A 20,198-nucleotide genomic window follows, 5' to 3' on the forward strand; every position below is an offset into this window, starting at 1 on the left:
CAATGAATAAACTACTTAAATATACCGCTATTTCATTGGGCATGTTGGTAGGGTTACCAGCTTGTGAAGTGGAAAGGCTTCCCGAAACGGCCATCAGCGACCAGACGTACTGGCGCTCGGAAGGCGACCTCAAATTTGCAGCCAATTACCTGTATACGTATCTGCCAACGTTTGGTACACTAACTCCGCAGGGATATAGCACGACGTATAACGTTACGTATGCCAGCGAGGATGTTTGGTCGGATGACGCCTTTGGATTAGCATCTAATAGCATCAGTGATGGGTCTCGTCTGGCTCCGGCTACTGATGCTAACTATACGGCTAATTATCTGCTCATTCGGGCAGCTAACAACCTTATCGAAAAAGCGCCTAGAGCCGCTGCTAATACGGCTCAGTCAATTATCGACCGCTACGTAGCCGAGGCTCGTTTTTTTCGGGCTTTTGGTTATTATAATCTGGTTCAGCGCTTTGGCGACGTACCACTCATACTGAAAACCCTGGACGAAACATCTGCTGAGTTAAACGAACCTGCTAGTCCGCGTGCTGCTATTTTCGATCAGATTTATCAGGATCTGGATTATGCAGCTCAGAAGCTGCCAACCCCAACGGCTTTAGGCACAGCCGACTATGGTCGGATTAGTAATACGGCTGCACTGGCGTTTAAGGCGCGGGTTGCCTTGTTTGAAGGAACACGCTCGAAGTACCATAACTATGGCGAGCCAACCAAACACCTGAAGGCTGCAGTCGATGCGGCTAAAGCTGTCATTGATAGTAAACAGCATGAACTCTACACCGGGTCATATTTTGACTTGTGGCAATTGCCAGGCGAGGGCCGCCAAAACCGGGAAAACATTATCGTTCGGCAATACGGTGTCTCGTTAACGGAGCGAGTTGTCACGCACAGCTATTATCGGGGAACCTTGGAGACTGGAAACATGAACCCAACCAAAAGTCTGGCTGATTCTTATCTCTATAAAGATGGACTCCCGATCAATAAGTCGCCTTTATACAAAGCGCCCGTTGTATCGACCGACGTTTTTGTGGATCGCGATACGCGCATGAGCGATACGTTCATGAAGAAGGGCGACCCCATGATGACGACGAAACCGATCTTTGATATTGCGCCACTGGTTTTCAATAAAACCGGGTTTATGTTCCGCAAAACGTCGAACATTGATGACTGGAACACGCAGGCATCGACCATCGACCGGCCCATACTACGTTACGCCGAAGTACTTGTTACGTATGCTGAAGCTCTTTATGAATTAAACGGTTCAATCAGTGATGCCGATCTCGATTTAACCGTGAATCGTCTGCGTCAGCGTGGGGGAGTAGCCAAACTGACCAATGCGTTTGCAACGGCCAATGGCTTACCTATTCGGGACGAAATCCGTCGGGAACGCCGGGTGGAATTAGCTCAGGAAGGCTTCCGTTACTGGGATTTGATCCGCTGGAAAACCGCCGAAACAGAATTGCCAAAACCTGTTTTGGGTAACTATTTCTTCAAGTCAGAATTTGGAACAGTAGCTGCCGTTCGACTGACATCGGATAATTACATACTGGTTCAGGAGGCTAGTTTCCGCAAATTCGATCCGGCAAAAGATTATCTGTGGCCGCTTCCCATCAACGAAATCGCTCTGAACCCGGCGCTGAAGCAGAACCCCGGCTGGTAAAAAGGCAAAACCCGCTCTCATAAAGGGCGGGTTGCACGATCATCCTCTAAAAACCCACTCCTACTATATGGGGGTGGGTTTTCTTATTTATCAAACTACTTCTGCTATTTCGGTACCTGCTTTTATTGCCCGTTTTTTATGGTAGAAAAGCCGGTAGATGATTGGGAAAACCAACAATGTCAGGACGGTGGCGGTAATAAGACCACCAATCACAACAATCGCCAAGGGCTTCTGCGTTTCGGAACCGATACCCGTTGAAATGGCAGCGGGGAATAGACCGATAGCGGCCATCAGGGCTGTCATGACTACCGGACGAACGCGCGACTGAACGCCGTCTCGAATAGCCTCATCCAGCGGCATACGTTCCTGTCGGTTTTTGTTGAAAACAGTAATCAGAATAACCCCATTTTGGACGCATATGCCGAACAAGGCAATGAACCCAACTCCGGCAGAAATACCGAAATTCATGCCCGTTACGTGTAGAGCCAGAATACCGCCAATCAGCGCAAACGGTACGTTGAGTAATACGAGCCCGGCATCTTTGGCATTTCCGAACGTAATGAACAGGATGACGAAAATGGCGGCAATACTGATTGGTACCACTTTGCCTAACTGATCGGTAGCCCGAACCTGATTCTCGAATTCACCAACCCATTCAACCGAATACCCTTTCTCCGTCTGTAATTTTTCGCTTACTCGTCGCTGAGCTTCAGCAATGGTACTGCCAAGGTCGCGGCCACGTACCGAAAATTTGACACCGATAAACCGCTGATTCAGGTCACGATAAATAAAGGCCGGTCCTGTTACCTGACGGATGGTGGCAATCTCTTTCAGCGGAATTTTTCCGCCACTCATGGTGGGTACCATCAGTCGCATAATATCATCGTCGCTCTGGCGATATTCGGGTAGGAAACGAACGCGGATATCGAATTTGCGTTCGCCTTCGTACAGAATGGAGGCCGTTTTGCCACCAATGGCCATTTCGATCACAGCCTGGGCATCGGCGGTCGACACGCCGTATAACGCCATTTTGTGGTCGTGAAATAAAATGCTCATCTCGGGTTGCCCTACGTTACGGATGATACCTAAATCTTTGATGCCGTCAACGTCTTTCACCGCTTCCATCGCCTGATTGGCGTACTTTTCAAGCTCGTACACATCGGGGCCAAAAATCTTGATACCATTACTGGCTTTGTATCCGGCTACGGCCTCCGCTACGTTGTCGATGATCGGCTGCGAGTAGTTATACAGTACACCGGCATAGTTTCGCAGCTTGGCGTCCATTTCGTCGGTGAGCTGTTCAGTCGTGATCGAACGTGTCCACTCATCTTTCGGGCGAAGATCGACCTGAAACTGACAGAAATAGAACCCATTAGGATCGGTACCATCGTTCGAACGACCCACCTGCGAAAGCACCTGTTTTACTTCTGGAAACGATTTTAAATCCTGCCGGATGGTTTTTGACATAGCAACGCTTTCGGGTAGCGACATACTCATGGGCAGCTCGGCCGTAACCCAAAGAGCTCCTTCGTTTAGTTGGGGCAGGAATTCCGTTCCCAGCATAGTTGACGAAAAGAACGTAGCACCCATGAAACCAATTGCGGCTACTAAACTTAACCGGCGATTCCGATAACACCAGCCAAATCCTCGCATAACGATACGTTCAAAGAAATTGACAATGGGGTTGTTCTTTTCCCGTACGTTTTTCTTCAGCAGGATGGAGCACAACACGGGTACCAGCGTCAGCGTAAACAGCAGAGCGCCCAGCAACGCAAATCCGAGTGTCCAGGCCAGGGGAGAAAACATTTTGCCTTCCACTTTCTGGAACGAGAAAATAGGCAGCAGCGCTGTAATTATAATCAGCTTGGAGAAGAAAACGGCTTTCCCCAGTTCGCCACCCGTTTTGCGAATGAGTCCCAGTTTGGCCATCCGATTATACCGGCTCATGCCGACTCGATGGGCCATATGGTCTAACGTAACAAAAACGCCTTCTACCATTACCACCGCTCCATCGATAATGATCCCGAAATCGACGGCTCCCATCGATAACAGATTGGCCGACATCCCCCGCAGCCGCAGACACATAAATGCAAACAGGAGCGCCAGCGGAATAATGATGGACACGATGAAGGTTGTGCGCCAGTCGGCCATGAACAGGAAGACAATGACCGTTACCAGAACGATTCCTTCCGTGAGATTGTGCAGCACCGTATGCGTACAGAACTCGATCAGATTATCGCGGTCGTAGAAGGTGACCATCTTTACGTCTGACGGTAAAATGCGCGTGTTTAGCTCCTCAATTTTGTCTTTTACCCGTGCCAATACTTCGCTGGGGTTTTCGCCCTTTCGCTGTACAACGATGCCTTCCACTACGTCGTCATTAGCGTCCAGACCCACCTGGCCAACGCGCGGTAGATTCGATTCGGCCACTTCCGCTACGTTCTTGACCAGAACCGGGTTTCCGCCCATTTCTTCGATAATGATATTCTCAATATCCTGAATGGACGTGAGCAGCCCAACTCCACGCACTACGTAAGCCTGACCATTCCGCTCAATCACATCGCCACCAACGTTAATATTGGAACGCGTAACGGCCTGATAGACCTCCAACGGCGTAATATCGTATTTCGTTAGCTGGGTTGGGTTGACCCGTAGTTCGTACATTTTTTCGCGTCCACCGAAGGCCACTACGTCGGCAACGCCCGGTACGCTACGTAGCTGACGGTCGATTACCCAGTTTTGCAGGGTTAGCAATTCCCGGCTGTCGCGATCTTTACTTTCCAGTGTATAGCGGAAAATCTCGCCCGTTGGGCCATAAGGTGGCTGAATTTCGGGCTCAACGCCTTCGGGAAGTGATACGTTACGCAGGAGGTTATTGACTTGCTGCCGGGCAAAAAAATCATCGACACCATCATCAAAAATGACCTTCAATACCGACAGGCCAAACATGGTGGTTGACCGCACGTTGGTTTTCCGCTGAACGGAGTTCATGGCGACCTCGATAGGTACTGTTACAAACCGTTCGACTTCTTCCGCCGACCGGCCGTTCCATTCGGTGACGACAATGATCTGCGTATTGGTAACATCGGGGAAGGCTTCCAGCGGTGTGTTCAGATAACTGTACACACCCGCTATTACCAGCGCCCCGGTCATGAAAAAGACAAAAAATCGGTTTTTAAGCGAAAAGCCGACTATGTTATTGATGAGTTTGTTCATAGGTTTCCCTCCGCTTAATTATTCAGCGCATTGTAGACCAGCAGTTGGTCTTTGGAAATGACTTTTTCGCCTGGTTTTACACCCTGATTGATGTAAGCAACGTTACCTAACGATTTCAGTACGTCGACCTCGCGCGTTTCTATGTCAGAACGCCCTTTATAGACCAGGACGAAGCGTTTTGAGCGGTCGAAAATGATCGAATTAGCTGGAACGGTTGCCAGTTGCCCACCTGCCGTATACCGTAGCGTAACGGTTGCGTGCATTTCGGGCTTTAGCTTCATGCTTTTGTTATCCAGGCGAATACGTACCGTCATCGCTTTGGTATTGGGATCAAGAACCGTGTAGATTTTATCGACATGCCCTTTGAACTCCTCGTCGGGATAGCTGAGCGTTTTTATCGACGCTTCCATCCCTTGTTTGACCCGGCCAATATCGCTTTCATTGACGTTGGCCAGTACCCAGACTTCGCTGATTTGGCCGATGGTGAAGAGATTGTCGGCGTTGTCGGAACGTAGCTGCATATCGCGGTTCACATTTTTCTCGATCACGTAGCCATCAATAGGCGCTTTAACCGTATAAATGGATGATTTGCCGATGCCGTAAATTCGCGACACTTCTTTAATTCGATTGACTTCAGCCTGCGCCTGTTCTACTTCTTTCTGAGCCGCAATGACCTCGCGCTGCGAGTTGAGTTTGGTTTCGAACAGATCCTGTGCAACCCGTAGGTTTTTTTCGGCCAGCAACAGATCGGCATTGGCCTGAATGCTTTGCCGTTCCAGATCGGCCACTTCGCCCGACCGGATCGAAGCCAGTGTTTGGCCCTTCCGAACGTAATCGCCCAGTTCGACTTTTACTTCTTCCACACTACCGCCCACTAGCGGAAAAACCTTGATAACCCGGTTTTCGTCGGCCACTACTTTGCCTACTAGTGTCATTTCGTTACGTACCGGCTGCGCAACAACGCTATCGAGCTTAATACGGCTCAGCATTGTGTCCGACAATCGGAAGGCTTTTTCCTCTTCTTGTGCGGGTTTCGGTTCGCAGGAGGCAAGCGCCAGAAAGCCTAGTGCCAACAGCGGGATGTGACGTTTATTGATGTTCATGTTATTCCTTGAATAAGTCTTCGCCAATGAGGTAATTCAATTCTTCGTAAGCGCTAACCCGATCAGCTTTAAGCCGATTCAGTTGTTGTACGCTGTCATTGTAGGCTTCGATCAGATCGACGAATTCGATCAGCGTAATGTTACCTTTCTGGAAGTTGGTAATCACACCCCGGTTAAGCAGTTCGAACTGCTCGCTGAATTCCTGTTCGAGAGTCTGTACTCGCCGTTCAACCTCCCGAACTTTTTGCAGCGACGTACTGACTTCATTACTAATCTGAATGATGCGCTGTTTCTGCAGTTGATTCTGGTAGCTGATCTGGCTTTTCGCAGCCCGAATAGCACCCTGATTTCGATTAAAGAGCGGAATATCTGTCGACAGCGAGAGACCGACGTAGTTGTTGATGTAACTTCCTGCCTGATCGTAGGCTCCGCCAACGCGCACATCGGGTACGGCCAGGGCTCGTTGGAGGTTGTAGTTGAGTTCGGCCTGACGCGTAAGCGATTCGGCCGCCAGCAGATCGGGCCGACGACGTAGTGCCATCTGGCGTAACGTATCGTCGGGCTGAACGGGCAGCCGATAACGGGTTAAGGTTTGTTCATTGACGATGGGACGGATAGGCGATTCAACCGACAAAATCGTCCGTAGTGCCCGCTCGTCATCGGCCAGCTGAAAAATAATACTGGTCCGGTCGTTATTCAGCTGAAAGAGAAGAGCTTTCAGGCGAAGTAGTTCCCGTAATGAAACGTTGTTTCTCCCATATTGCTTTTCGTAGGCCGAAACAGTCGTTTGCAACGTAGCGAGTTGCTGATCGAATCGGGCCAGCGTCTGCCGCTGGAAATAAATGGAATAGAACCGGGTGCGTAAGTCGAAACGAAGGCCACGTAACAGATCCATCATCTCCAGACCTGTCAGATGAGCGGCCTCTGCTGCCAGCGCAATCCTTTTGTTACGTTTCCCGGCGGTATATAACAACTGCTCAATAGCCACCGTTTTCTGGCCCTGACGACCTACGTCCAGTACGCGCTTGGTTTCGTTGTTGTACGTACTCAATTCAACACTGACGGTCGGATTGTCGTAGAGGCTGGCCTGTATTACCTGGGCCTGGCTGGCGTCGATGCGAAATCGTTCGGCCAGGAGCTGAAGGTTATTTTTTAGAAATAGGCTATCGGCTTGCTGAAGAGTGAGAGTAAGCGAATCCTGCGCCATACCGGATGGCGTAGGGGCTGAGGAACCCCTCAGATGATAAAAAATAAATAAGAAACAGAAGAACGTGAACCGCAATCGCATTTGATTCAATTAAATACGGTAGCAAAGTTCGTTTCTGGCTATTACAGCGGACTTAGAAGTGACTTAGGGGAGAGTTAGAAAAACATTAGAAAATGATTAGAAAAGTGATGATGCCTGTATTAGTTATGGTTTATAGTTCTCAATAACCGATTCTTGACCGTTGAAAAAGCCAATAGCCAAGCATCAGATATGCGCTAGCGATATCGTAAACGTACTGCCCGCCTGTAGCTGGCTGGTGACGGAAATTTCTCCCTGGTGTAGCTCAATAATTTTGGCGCAAATCGACAAACCAATGCCGAAGCCATCGTAATTCATGGCGTTATTGGCTCGATAGAATGACTCGAAAATATGTTGCTGCGCTTCTTCTGAAATACCAATGCCCTGATCATGGACGGCAATTCGGCAGAATTGATGGTCTGTGCTGATACGGACGCGAGCCGTATGATCTGGCGAATATTTACAGGCATTGTCGAACAGATTGAGCAAAACCTGTTTGAGTAGATCTTCATTCCCCGTTACCTGAGTTTCGTTCTCGTCGTTGGGGATATTTTCGTAGTCAATTTCAATCCGGTACGTTGGTTTGGCACTGAGCAGTTCATCTTTGGCCAGAAACACGATATCGTCGATTCGAACAATCTGGAATGGGACACTCTGAATGGATTCCAGTGTGCGGGCCAGGAATAAAAGGCTGTTAGTCAGGCTAATCAGTCGGTCGGTGTCCTGGAGAAGATTCGCCAGAACCTCTTCGTGCTCGGGTACGGTAAGCGGACGGCGAAGCCCCAGCTGAATTTCGGATTTAAGCGCAGCTAATGGCGTACGTAATTCATGAGATGCATGCGAAACAAAGCTACGTTGTTGCTCAAAAGCTTGCTCTAGCCGGGTGAGCACGTCGTTAAAGTTAATAGCCAGCCGGGCAATTTCGTCCTGGCGGTTTCCTTCATCGAGCCGTTGACGGAGGTTACGGGCCGTTATGGCCGAAACTTGTTCATTGATGCGGCTGATAGGACGTAACGATTGCCCGGCAAAGAATATCCCCAGTCCAATCGTAATACTTAGTCCTCCCAATAAGCCCCAGCCCAGCGTAAGCCGGAGATTTTCCATTTTGCTTCTGCCAAACCGGTCGTAGGCCGATGACAGAACTACGAGTTCACGACCATTTTGCCGGTATAACAGCCCCACCAGCTCATTATCACCACTGTAGGTTTCAACTTCTCCGTTTTGACGAACCTCGTTCAGCAGTTTAGCATTATAGTGAATAATCTGATCGTCTACGCTGCTGTATATGAGGTGGTTACGCGAGTCGAAAATGAGTACTTTTTCGTTGATAAGCGCGGTTAACGTATTACGGTCGATAATTTTAAGCAGTTTCTGGTCTACTTCATTGACTTCAACCAGAAACCGAACCGTAGTACGTCCTTTGTTTTTGAGCCGTTCGTAGAACTCTTCCCGCCGGTAGGTCGCCGATACGACGTAAATAACCACCGAAAATACGATCAGGATCGAGGCAACGATTATGGAAAATTGCAGCGCTATGCGGTTCCGTATAGACATAGAGGAGCAGGGTTAAGGGAGGCCAAGCGACGAATCAGTCTCGCTCTTCTTTCAGAACGTAGCCCATACCCGGACGGGTATGAATTAGTTTTGGGTCAAAATCTCGATCAATTTTTCGGCGCAGGTAATTGATGTACACTTCAACGACGTTAGTGCCTGGATCAAAATTAAGACTCCAAACCGTTTCTGCAATATCGGCTTTTGGAAGAACCCGTCCTTTATTGCGGATCATGAATTCGAGCAGCGCAAATTCGCGGGCCGTAAGATCGATGAGGGTGTCGCCCCGCCTAACTTCTTTAGTCGTTGCGTTGACGGTCAGATTGGCGACCTGCCATATTTCTTCCGCTTCCACTGTATTACTTGTAAGTGCTGATCGGCGAAAGCAGGTTGCTACCCGCGCAATCAACTCCCGGAAGTCGAACGGTTTTACCAGATAGTCGTCAGCGCCCAAAGCTAATCCTTCCACTTTGTCTTCGATTTCCCCCAGGGCAGACAGAATAATGATGGGTAAATGTGGCCGCTCCATCCGAACGGAACGACACACTTCGAAGCCGCTCAGACCGGGCAAATTAAGATCCAGAATCAACAGGTCGATGGCTGAGTTTAACGCAGCCTGACGACCGTTTAACCCCTCGTACACTACTTCGGTCAGATAACCTTCGTCCAATAACCCACGACTTATGTTCTGAGCAATACGGCGGTCATCTTCAACAATTAATATCTTCTTTTTGGCCATGTGCGTTGCGCGATTCCGATACTGGAGGTTAATAGGAGCTTATAAACAATGGGTTCCCAGGCGGTCGGCTATTGGCCTATTGCCTGGTCTTGGTCCAGTATCTAGTATTCAACGTCTGAAAGCCATTAGCCAATATCTTGCTGTTGTTATACGCGATACCGTTTCAGACTTAGCAGCAAAGCTGGCAGAAGAATAAGGTTGGTCAGACAAGCCATCAGGACAGTTGTCGCTACTAAAACACCCAGCGCTGCCGTTCCGCCAAAACCAGAGGCTGCAAAAACAGAAAAGCCACCGGCTAGAATCAGGGCCGTAAAGATCAGGCTAACGCCCGTTTCCTGAATGGCCGAAGAAATGGCCGCTCCTGGTGCCAGTCCTTTCTCCAGTTGCTGACGGTAGCTCGTCAGGAAATAGACCGTCCCGTCGGAAGAAAGCCCAAAGGCTATACTAAAAATCAGGATGGTGGAGGGCTTGAATGGAATACCGGCATAGCCCATGATACCAGCCGTTACCAAAAGTGGGATCAGGCAGGGTAACTTAGACAGGAGAATAATGGGAACAGAGCGGAACAGAACCATACCAACCAGCGCAATGAGCAGGATGGCAATTCCCAGGCTCTCATACAAATTACCCAATAAGTAATCGTTGCTTTTCAGGAATACCAGACTGTGACCAGTCAGGTTGACTTTGTAGTTGGTATCACGGAACAGCGAGTCAATACGAGGTTGCAAATGGCTCAGCAATTCCTGCATACGGATAGAGCCAATGTCGGCCATCTGATAGCTTACCCGGGCCACCTGTTTGGTGCTGTCGAGGTAAGACCGGGCCAGATTCGACGATTTAGTGCCAATGGGCGCTTCGGCGGCAAGATCACGTAGCGCCATTGCTGGTGGCAGTACGTAGTATTTGGCATCTCCTCCTCGATAAGACTGATACGCAAACCGAATGGCATCGACCAGCGAGCGAGGTTTCGAAAACTCCGGGTATTGAGCGATAATTTTTTCCATCGCCCTGATTTTATACAGCGCTTCGCCGGTTCCTGAGAAAACACCGTTGGGTTTTCCCGTATCGATTGTTACTTCAAAAGGGAGCGCTCCTTTAAATTCCTTTTCGAAGAAGCGCATGTCGGTATAGACCGGATCGTTCTTAGGTAGATCGTCAATCACGAAGCCTTCAACCCGAATCATAGGCAAACCAATGGCGCTGATGATCGTAATGGCTGTAATGATACCATATACGACAGGTCGTTTATGATGCACCCAACTATCAACCCGAACCAGGATACGTTGCCACATACCTGTCTTTGCCGACTCCTGATTGGTAATGTTAGGAGCGGGTAAATAGCTGAGAATAATGGGCACCATTAGCAGGCAAATGACATAAACAGCCAGTACACACACAGCGGCTACTAAGCCAAATTCGACTAAAAGTCGGCTGTTTGTGAAGTAAAATACGCCGAAGCCAATTGCTGTTGTTACGTTGGCCAGGAAGGAGGCCAGCCCGATTTCTCGGATGGCATTTTCTAAAGCGAGTTGCTTTTGGCCATGTTCCGCCAATTCTGCGTGGTATTTATTGACCAGAAAGACGCAGTTCGGAACGCCAATTACAATCAATAGGGGAGGAACCAGGCCGGTCAGCATCGTAATTTCGTAGCCGAACAGCGATAACGTACCAATCGCAAAACAGACGCCCATCAAAACGACGGTAAGCGAAATAACGACTACCTTAAATGATCGGAACAGAATCCAGACAACCAGACCTGTTACTATGGCTGCCAGGGCCATAAACAACTTCATTTCGCCCGAAACTCGCTTTGTAACTTCCGTTCGAATGGCTGGAAGGCCAGAGAAGTGAACGTCGATACCGGTTTGTTTCGCAAACGCTTCGCCCCGCTCCCGAATGGCAGCTACAATGCCTAACCGCTCCTTGGTGTTTACTTTTTTCTCATCAAGCGAAACGGCCATTAAGGTTGACTGTGTTTCTGGATTGACCAATAGCCCATCATAGAAAGGTAACGATAAAATGCGGGCCTGTAGCGAGCCGACCTCTTGTTGGGTGCGTGGTCGTTCAGTTACGACCTGGTTGATGCCCCAGCTCGTATCTTTCTTTGCAATCGTGTATAACCGACTAGTGGATAAGACATCTTTAATGCCCGTTAGCTTTCGAACGTCTTCTGTCATATCATACCAGGCCTGATAAACGGGCAGGTCAAACCAGCGTTTATCCTGCCAGCCAACGATCATAACAGAGCCATCGATCCCGAATCGCTGTTTGAATTCTTCGTAATGCTGTTGAGTGCTATCTGATAAAGGCAGGACACGGGCAATTTGATAGGAAAGCTGCAAACGGGAGCCCAGATATGCCATTCCGATAGTCATCAGAATGAGAATACTAAGCCAGAATAACCGCAGTTTTAGAATACCACGGGCAATTAACATCCACATAAGCGAATCGTGTTATAGCATGGAGATCGGACAGATTCTTACGCTGCCCGGTCAGTAATTAGCCCAATTTGTCGAAAATTGGAGCAGGGTTCAGGCTGGCAGGAATCTAATAAAAACGGAAAAGCAGCCTGATTATACCAAATGAGCCGCTTATGGTACTAAAACCAGAATGCCGCTTTTGGTAGTGCAAAGATTCAGCGATTCGAGAAACATTACAAATGATAATCTTTTTAACCAATCAGTAGCCACTTCGGGATGCCAATATAGGTAGGTAGACACTATAGGTAATTCTACTCGGTTTTCTTTGTTGTGAATGCCTTTGTTAATACAACGTTTTATTTACAGATAGATTTTAGATAAATATTTCTGCGAACTTATTTAATGCCCAAAAATCCAGATAAGCTCGATTTATAGTAATTATATCGCTATTTCAGTTAAACTTATATTAATTATAAGTTTACTATTAATGTTTTTAGTGAATTAGATTTACAAATGATGATTTGTTGTTTTAGGATTATGTTGTTTTTTTATTAGTTTAATTTAATATGATAATTTAATTGTTATTTCTTCTAAGGAATAAAGTTGTTGCTTTTATTGATAATACTTAGAAATTGGTAAACAATTAATTACCTTTACGTACCTGAAGGGACTCAATCATGCGTTTTGAGAACCAAGCTCAATAAAGCTTAATTAAGAATAGAAAATGAAGTCACTTTATCACGTCTTGATTGCAGAGGATGATCCGTTTATTCGTAAAGTTTTACGGCAGACGTTAAAGGACGATTTCGATGTAGTTACCAAGGAAAACGGGATTGAAGCGGTAAGCTGGCTGGAAGAAGGGAATCCTGTTGATATTATCCTGTCTGATATTCAGATGCCTCATCTGGATGGGAAAGGGCTTATACGCACGTTAAGGGCTAGTCCACTTTTCCATAAGATGCCTATCATTATCCTGTCGACTTATTCCGACAGTGCAACCCGAATCGATTTTCTCAAACTTGGCGCTGACGACTACGTAGTAAAACCATTCAACCCGATTGAGGTAAAGGCTAAAATCATGGCCGTATTACGTCGGGCAGAAGCCAATAACCCTGGGTCTGCTTCCTGATTACGATCACTCTCTAACCTAGACGCAATTTGAGAAAGTTATAACCATGCAGGCCACAGAAAAAAGTGTTCAACCGTTTCGGGTGCTCTACGTCGAAAAAGATAATCGGCAGGTGCAGGCGTTTCAGCAAGCATTTGATTCACAAATAGAGGTAGTGCAGGTTGCTGACATCCAGGCCGCCCTGGCCCATTTGTCTGATCAGCAGTCAGTTGATTTAGTGCTTTACAACGATACGCTAGATAGTAAGCTATTTTTGAATAGCCTGTCGCTGAAGCGGAATCTGGCCCATTTACCGGTTGTACTACTGACTAATCAGCACGATATTGATCTGTCCGTAGAACCCTACCACGGTCACGTTATCGATGCTTTCCCCTACAATTATTCTGAAGATGACTTACGCGTTCGGCTGAATTACCTGATTCAGAAAAAAGAATATAGTCGCAGCAGCCACGTAACGCATAAGTCGGCATCTGTCCGAATTCCCATCGGAAAACGGTTGTTCGATATTGCTCTCTCGTTTTTTATTTTACTCATGATTTCGCCCTTGTTACTCATTGTGGCTATTCTGATTAAACTGGATTCGAAAGGGCCTATTTTCTACAGCTCCAAGCGAGTGGGTACTGGTTTTAAAATATTCGACATGTATAAGTTCCGCACTATGCGGACTGATGCCGACCAGATGCTGGCGAGCATGGCGTCGAAAAATATGTATAATGCTGCTCCTGTCAAAAAAGCGGATGATGGCCTGTGCGATACGTGCCGATTGGCCGGTACGGAGTGCCAGCGACCGTTATACATGGATCAGAAACAAATCTGCGAAGTCCTGTATATGGAAGAACAGAATGCAAAAGCTATGTTCTCCAAGTTTAAGGAAGATCCCCGTGTGACGCGCCTGGGTAAGTTCCTGCGTAATACCAGTATCGACGAATTACCCCAGCTGTTTAACATTCTGAGAGGAGACATGTCGTTTGTGGGTAACCGGCCTTTGCCACTCTACGAAGCAGAAAAACTCACAACTATCGGATATGCTCGTAGATTTGCAGCGCCGGCTGGTTTAACAGGGCTTTGGCAAGTGACTAAGCGAGGTAAGGCAAAGGTGTCGGATCTGGAACGTATTCAACTCGATGTGTTGTACGCAAAAACCTATTCGTTTAAAACCGATATGCTGATCCTTCTAAAAACACTTAAGGCGGTATGGCAGAAGGAAAACGTGTAGAGGACTATCCTCTTATTTCGTTAATTACGGTCAATTACAATCAGGCGGAGGTAACCTGCGATATGCTGGAATCGACCCGGCAATTGACCTATCCTAATTTTGAGATTATCGTTGTTGATAACGGATCGATCGAAGACCCAACCGACCGAATTCTGGATAGAAACTTCCCGCATGTACGGGTAATTGTCAGTCCCACCAATCTCGGCTTCTCGGGCGGTAATAACCTGGGCTTGGAGTATGCCAAAGGGGATTATATTTTTCTCCTGAATAACGATACGATTGTTACCGCCAATTTGCTGGAAAAGCTGCTGGAGCCTTTCCGTCAGGATGCAACGATTGGGGTTGTTTGCCCCAAAATTCGATATTATGATCAGCCGGAGGTGATTCAGTTTGCGGGCTATCATCCATTAAGTGAATATACAGGACGAACCTGGGCGATTGGCTTGAATGAGCCCGACAAAGGCCAATACAATAAACCAGGACCAACTTATTTTGCCCACGGGGCGGCTATGATGGTAAGCCGGGCAGTACTGGAACGGGCTGGGTCGCTGGACAACAGCTTTTTTCTGTATTATGAAGAGCTCGACTGGTCGGCACGAATACGAAGGTCAGGCTTTCTGATTTACTATCAACCCGACGCCTTGATTTTCCATCGCGAATCGATGAGCGTAGGGAAGATGAATCCTATGAAAGTGTACTACCATACCCGAAATCGGTTGTGGTTTATGCGTCGGAATGTGACCGGTTTATCGTTGCTCGTCTTTTATATATATTACTTTTCAATAGCTATTCCCAAAGCGCTATTGGTGCATACGATTCGCTGGCAGCCTGCGTATCTGAAGGCCATTAAAGATGCTGTTGTCTGGAATCTGACTCATCAGCCAGAGCGATCATTAGAAAAGCCAGCACCCGTAGCCGTGGCAGCCTGATCTGGTTTATGACTTTACACGTATGGAACTGTTGTTGATCATCTGCATAGCCCTTGTCGTATATACGTACCTTGGCTACGGCGTAGTGGTATGGGCGTTGATTCGGTTGCGTCCAAAACGTCCGGCCGTTGCTGATGTATCGGACGAGTATATGCCTGACGTTACGTTGATTGTTCCGGCCTATAATGAAGCGAGTTGCCTGCCTGCCAAAGTGGCCAATTCATTGGCGCAAACCTATCCGCGCGAACACACCCGATTTCTGTTCGTCACCGAAGGCTCAACCGATACGTCTGATCAGTATTTACAAACCAACTACGGCGACGTAGTGGAGGTGATGGGCGGCACTGAACGACGGGGTAAGGTAGCCGCCATGAACCGGGCTATGGAGCAGATCAAAACGCCCATCGTTATTTTTACGGATGCCAATACCCAACTAAATCTGGATGCCGTTCGCAATATTGTTCGTCATTTTCGTGATCCCAGGGTAGGGGCGGTAGCTGGTGAAAAACGGATTCAAACAACGGATAGTGAATCGGCGGCCGGGTCTGGCGAAGGATTGTACTGGAAATATGAGTCGCAGCTCAAAAAATGGGATGCTGAGTTACATACGATCGTGGGGGCTGCCGGGGAGCTATTTGCCGTTCGGACGGAGCTGTACGAACCTGTATCGCCTAATACGATTCTGGACGATTTTATGATTTCTCTCCTGATTGCCGGACGAGGGTATCGAGTTGCCTACGAACCCGAAGCCTATGCGCTGGAACGGCCTTCATTTTCCATCATGGATGAGCAAAAACGCAAAATTCGAATAGCCGCCGGAGGGTTTCAGTCGATTGTCTGGTTAAAAAAACTGCTTAATCCGTTTCGCTACGGTGTTCTTACGTTTGAGTACGTGTCTCACCGGGTTATGCGCTGGGCTGTAACGCCACTCTGTTTACCATTGATTTTGCTGCTGAACGCCGGACTCGTCATTCGCGATGGCTGGAACAATGGGTGGGGCGTATTGCTGGCCGGCCAGATTTTGTTTTATGGAGCCGCCTGGGTGGGCTATTTATTGGAGAAACGCCAGCTACGCTGGAAACTGCTGTTCGTTCCGTTCTATTTTACTTTCATGAACGTCTGCGCGTTAGCTGGTTTGGTACGCTACTTGCGGGGAAATCAATCAGGAACGTGGGAAAAAGTTCGCCGGGCTGATACGGTTGACGCACTTAGTTAATGGCTCCGAAAAACTGACGACGTATTATGGCATCACTGGCTACTTTACTCAATAACAGATCGTCAGGCCATTTTCTGCTTTATAGTCTAATTGGGTGTCTGTATACGGTTGGGGTCGGTTTTTTAGTCAGTAGATTAGGACCAGTAGGGGGCGTATTGGCAATTCTGGGGCCTGTCGTACTGGTTATTATCGGGTCAATGCTGAAAGAGCCCCGATTTTCCCTGTTCGTCTACGTTCAGCTAAGCTTTATTGTCGGATTCTCCCGATTTATACCTTCAGCAATTCCAACGGGACTTTTAGTGGACGGCGTATTGTTTATTACGTTGTTCAGTTTATTCCTGAACGGAAAGCGAATGCAGTGGCATCGTCTTCGAAGCCCGGCTTTTGTGCTGGTCGGTATCTGGTTTCTGTATTGTGTGATCGAACTTGCCAATCCTGAAGCGCCTTATCGACCCGCCTGGTTTTTACATGTGCGCCCCTTTTCGCTGCATTGGATTCAGGTTGCCTGTATGGTGTTGGTCGTACCGCTGACACGTAACGATATCCGAATCTTTGTTACTACGTGGTTAACCTGGTCCTTTCTGGCTGCGCTTTGGGCGTTTAAACAGCAGTATATTGGGCTGACGCCTAATGAGCAATTGTGGCTGGATATGGGCAACGCTACGACTCATATTCTATTCGGTCAGCTTCGAAGCTTTTCGTTCTATTCCGACGCGGCTCAGTTTGGGGCCGAAATGGCGGGCGCAACGCTGGTAGCCGTCATCTGGGTTTTTGAAGAACAAAGTCTGAAACGAAAGGTGTTCTTTGCCTGTCTGGCGTTAGTTTATTTCTGGGGGTACGCCGTTTCCGGAACACGTAGCGCCCTGTTTGTTTTGATTGCAGGATTCCCGTTCTACCTGCTTTTAAAGCGTGACTTCAAGAAACTAATCATTGGGGTTGTTGTGGCTACTCCGCTTGTTCTGCTGCTGATGTATACCAGCGTGGGTAGTTCCAACTATCAGGTTCAGCGGATGCGATCGGCGCTGACACCTATGAACGACCCCTCGTTTATTCTGCGGTTACAGAACCAGGAAAAAATGCGGACGTATCTGCGCGACCTGCCGTTTGGGGCCGGAATCGGAACAACCACCGATGGGGGGACCCGGTTTTCTCCCTGGCACTGGGCCGCCCAGATAGCTCCCGATAGCTGGTACGTTCAACTCTGGATGGAAACAGGTCGCGTGGGCGTTACGTTGTATATCCTGATATTGATTGGCGTAGTGGGCATTGGGATTCGTCGGGTCTGGCAGTTAAAAGACCCCTGGTTAATTAAGATTATGTATGGATTTCTGGCCGAATTTGTTGGGCTGGCCTTTATGGGGTATTCCAATCCCGTATTAGGACAATTCCCAACCAACTGTGTCATTTTTATCAGTACAATGCTGGTCGTTAGCTGTTATCGCTGGGATACTACGCCCGTTAAAGCCGAATCAGTAACGAAAAGTCATTCGCTTACCGCGCCCGACCGATATGAAACAGTTTGATAGCATTATCTGTATTACGCAAACTTCCTGGAAAGGCGATTTTCAGAAAGCGGTCGTTCAACTCATGACAGAACTGTCGGCGCGACACCGGGTGTTGTTTGTCGATTATTTCTATACCGTGAAGGACTTTGCGAAAGGTGTTATGGGCCAGCAGGATGTACCCGTAAAGGAGATCATGCATCTAAACAATCCCCTGAAAAAAATGCCGGTTGCCAACGGTGGCGATTTGTATCTATGGACGCCACCACTAATGATTCCACTGAACTGGTTATCCGCCAAACCACACGATCAGTTACTGCACTGGAATACCGACCGACTCATTGCCAACCTCCGGAGTGTGATGCGACGATTGTCTATCCATAGACCATTGGTGATCAATGCCTATAATCCGGTTATTGGGTTGCCTTTATTGGGAAAGCTGAATGAGTGCGCCACCATCTATTATTGTTTTGATGAAATTACCGCAGCAGGCAGCTGGATGAGCCGGCATGGCGAGCGGTATGAAGAAGCCTTTCTCCGCCGGGTCGACGCCGTCGTTACTACGTCGGAAACCTTACGGCAGGCCAAATCGCTGATACAGCCGCAAACATTCTGCGTAAAAAACGGGGCCAATTTTGATCTGTTCAATAAAACTCGGCAGCTGGCCAGCCAGCAACCACCGCAGAAGCCGATTGTCGGCTATCTGGGCTCGGCCGATAATCGGATCAATATCGATCTGGTGGAATACTGCGTCCGTACTATGCCCGATGTTGAGTTTCAGTTCATTGGCGAAGTCCACGAACCCGATCTTCCCCGTCGATTGGCGACGTATGCGAACGTAACGTTTATTCCCCCACACCAGCCCGCTGATTTGCCCCCCATTCTGGCCAAACTTAGCGTAGGTATTATTCCATTTGTATGCAATGCCCATACATACACTATTTATCCGCTAAAGATAAACGAGTATCTGGCGGCCGGCTTGCCCGTGGTATCGACTCCCTTCTCCATTCTGGACGATTTTGGTACAATTATTGAACTGGCTGATACACCGGAAGCTTTTGCATCAGGGCTCCGCCATGCCCTGTCTGATACGAGTGAAGAACGGATTCAGCAGCGGGTTGCTATGGCGCAGGCTAACTCCTGGGAGCAACGAGCGCACGAGTTTGAGGCTGTGATCCAGCAAGTTCCTAAGGCCTGGAAGCAAGGGCAGGTTGTTTAGATTGCTGCCCATTCATCGCCGTCGATTGTACTAATTTTTCTCCGTTATATGAACGTTGGTCTGATCAAACAGTTACGAGTAACTGGAGTTTTTGTGTAACCAATCGAAATTTGTAAACAATTTGGCGTGATCATTAATTAATTATAACTTTATTCGGCTTGTAAAAGGATATGGATCGAGTAAAAGTAGACCGAATTCGTTTTTTAATTCATCTGAATAGTATCGTATTTGGATTGTGTTTCTTTGGTTGTACTATATCTTATGGACAGGGATCTCCGAATGCGTCTAACAGGCCTACTCAGCCGCTTGAGGCCTCAGCACAGGGCGCTCCGCTGGATAGTATGACGTTTGATTTCAACAAGGATATATCCGTTCAACTGGTATCATTTGAGGAAATGTATAAGCTGGCGTTGGCCTATTCTCCGCTGGTCAAATTTGAAGGGGCGGTCTCAAACTCTCAACTGGCGGCTCTTCAGTTATCTAAACTTCAGGTTCTTCAGAACGCTACGGGTTATGCCAACTATTCGACTGGTAACCAGGCTATTTTGTCAACAGGTACGAACGTAAGCGATCAACTGGGCCAGATTTCCAATGGGTACCGGGTTGGGGTTAACGTAGCCGTTAGCCTGCACGACTTGTTTGGTCGCCCGCAGCAGATCCGGCTGGCGAAAGCGAATTATGAAGCAACCATAGAACGGAAACGCTCGGCTGAAATCCAATTGAAAAAGGAGCTTTTTAATACGTACCAGGATCTGATTCTGGCGCAGCGCATTTTGCAGGTTCGCCTTCGCGACGATCAGGCGTCACTGGCCGCTTTTCGGATTGCAGAAGTAGAATTGCAGCAGGGTAAAATAACGCCCGAAACGCACGCTTTCAACAGTAACCGGTATGCCGAAACCCGGTCTACGGTTGAACAGGCGAAAACCATTTTCATTAAAAGCATCTACGCGCTCGAATTGGCCGTTGGCGTGCCAATAAGCCAACTGAAACGCAACTAACC

14 protein-coding genes are annotated in these 20,198 nt (G+C 48.0%); 8 read left to right on the forward strand and 6 right to left on the reverse strand.

Annotation, left to right across the window (positions count from 1 at the left end; genetic code table 11):
- Positions 1-2: 2 nt before the first annotated feature.
- A complete protein-coding gene (locus tag GK108_RS09895) occupies positions 3-1,673 on the forward strand; it encodes a RagB/SusD family nutrient uptake outer membrane protein (RefSeq protein ID WP_163946649.1) in 1,671 nt (556 codons plus the stop codon).
- A gap of 90 nt (positions 1,674-1,763) precedes the next feature.
- Here the strand turns inward: GK108_RS09895 and GK108_RS09900 are convergent, their stop codons facing one another.
- From GK108_RS09900 to GK108_RS09925, 6 genes are all read right to left on the reverse strand, one after another.
- Complete coding sequence (locus GK108_RS09900; protein ID WP_163946652.1) at positions 1,764-4,889, reverse strand: efflux RND transporter permease subunit; 3,126 nt, start codon at positions 4,887-4,889, stop codon at positions 1,764-1,766.
- Positions 4,890-4,903: 14 nt separating this feature from the next.
- Positions 4,904-5,992 carry an efflux RND transporter periplasmic adaptor subunit gene (locus GK108_RS09905; RefSeq protein ID WP_163946655.1) on the reverse strand — a complete coding sequence of 363 codons (1,089 nt, stop codon included), beginning with the start codon at positions 5,990-5,992 and terminating at the stop codon, positions 4,904-4,906.
- Position 5,993: 1 nt separating this feature from the next.
- On the reverse strand, positions 5,994-7,280 hold the full coding sequence (locus GK108_RS09910; RefSeq protein WP_163946658.1) for a TolC family protein: 1,287 nt from the start codon (positions 7,278-7,280) through the stop codon (positions 5,994-5,996).
- Positions 7,281-7,463: 183 nt separating this feature from the next.
- Entirely contained in the window at positions 7,464-8,831 is a 1,368-nt protein-coding gene (locus GK108_RS09915; protein ID WP_163946661.1) for a sensor histidine kinase, read from the reverse strand.
- 34 nt (positions 8,832-8,865) lie between these two features.
- The gene (locus GK108_RS09920) at positions 8,866-9,567 is read right to left on the reverse strand and encodes a response regulator transcription factor (protein ID WP_163946665.1); all 702 of its coding nucleotides are present in this window, start codon (positions 9,565-9,567) and stop codon (positions 8,866-8,868) included.
- 146 nt (positions 9,568-9,713) lie between these two features.
- Positions 9,714-12,008: an efflux RND transporter permease subunit gene (locus GK108_RS09925; protein ID WP_163946667.1), complete on the reverse strand. Its 2,295-nt coding sequence runs from the start codon at positions 12,006-12,008 to the stop codon at positions 9,714-9,716.
- 703 nt (positions 12,009-12,711) lie between these two features.
- Between GK108_RS09925 and GK108_RS09930 the strand changes: the two genes are divergently transcribed.
- The 7 genes from GK108_RS09930 to GK108_RS09960 all read left to right on the forward strand — a co-directional run bounded on the left by GK108_RS09930 (position 12,712) and on the right by GK108_RS09960 (position 20,196).
- Positions 12,712-13,116, forward strand: a complete 405-nt coding sequence (locus GK108_RS09930; protein WP_163946670.1) for a response regulator transcription factor — start codon at positions 12,712-12,714, stop codon at positions 13,114-13,116.
- Positions 13,117-13,162: 46 nt separating this feature from the next.
- A complete protein-coding gene (locus GK108_RS31475) occupies positions 13,163-14,332 on the forward strand; it encodes a sugar transferase (RefSeq protein ID WP_163946673.1) in 1,170 nt (389 codons plus the stop codon).
- Entirely contained in the window at positions 14,311-15,261 is a 951-nt protein-coding gene (locus GK108_RS09940; RefSeq protein ID WP_163946676.1) for a glycosyltransferase family 2 protein, read from the forward strand. The genes GK108_RS31475 and GK108_RS09940 overlap by 22 nt, the downstream gene beginning before the upstream one ends.
- Positions 15,262-15,283: 22 nt before the next feature.
- Positions 15,284-16,477, forward strand: a complete 1,194-nt coding sequence (locus tag GK108_RS09945) for a glycosyltransferase family 2 protein (protein WP_163946679.1) — start codon at positions 15,284-15,286, stop codon at positions 16,475-16,477.
- 26 nt (positions 16,478-16,503) lie between these two features.
- A complete protein-coding gene (locus GK108_RS09950) occupies positions 16,504-18,000 on the forward strand; it encodes an O-antigen ligase family protein (protein ID WP_163946682.1) in 1,497 nt (498 codons plus the stop codon).
- A complete protein-coding gene (locus tag GK108_RS09955; RefSeq protein WP_163946684.1) occupies positions 17,987-19,198 on the forward strand; it encodes a glycosyltransferase in 1,212 nt (403 codons plus the stop codon). Before GK108_RS09950 ends, GK108_RS09955 begins: the two co-directional genes overlap by 14 nt.
- Before the next feature lie 170 nt (positions 19,199-19,368).
- Entirely contained in the window at positions 19,369-20,196 is an 828-nt protein-coding gene (locus tag GK108_RS09960) for a TolC family protein (RefSeq protein WP_163946687.1), read from the forward strand.
- Positions 20,197-20,198: the final 2 nt, after the last annotated feature.

It is taken from the genome of Spirosoma terrae (assembly GCF_010435915.1).
GTDB classification, from domain to species: domain Bacteria; phylum Bacteroidota; class Bacteroidia; order Cytophagales; family Spirosomataceae; genus Spirosoma; species Spirosoma terrae.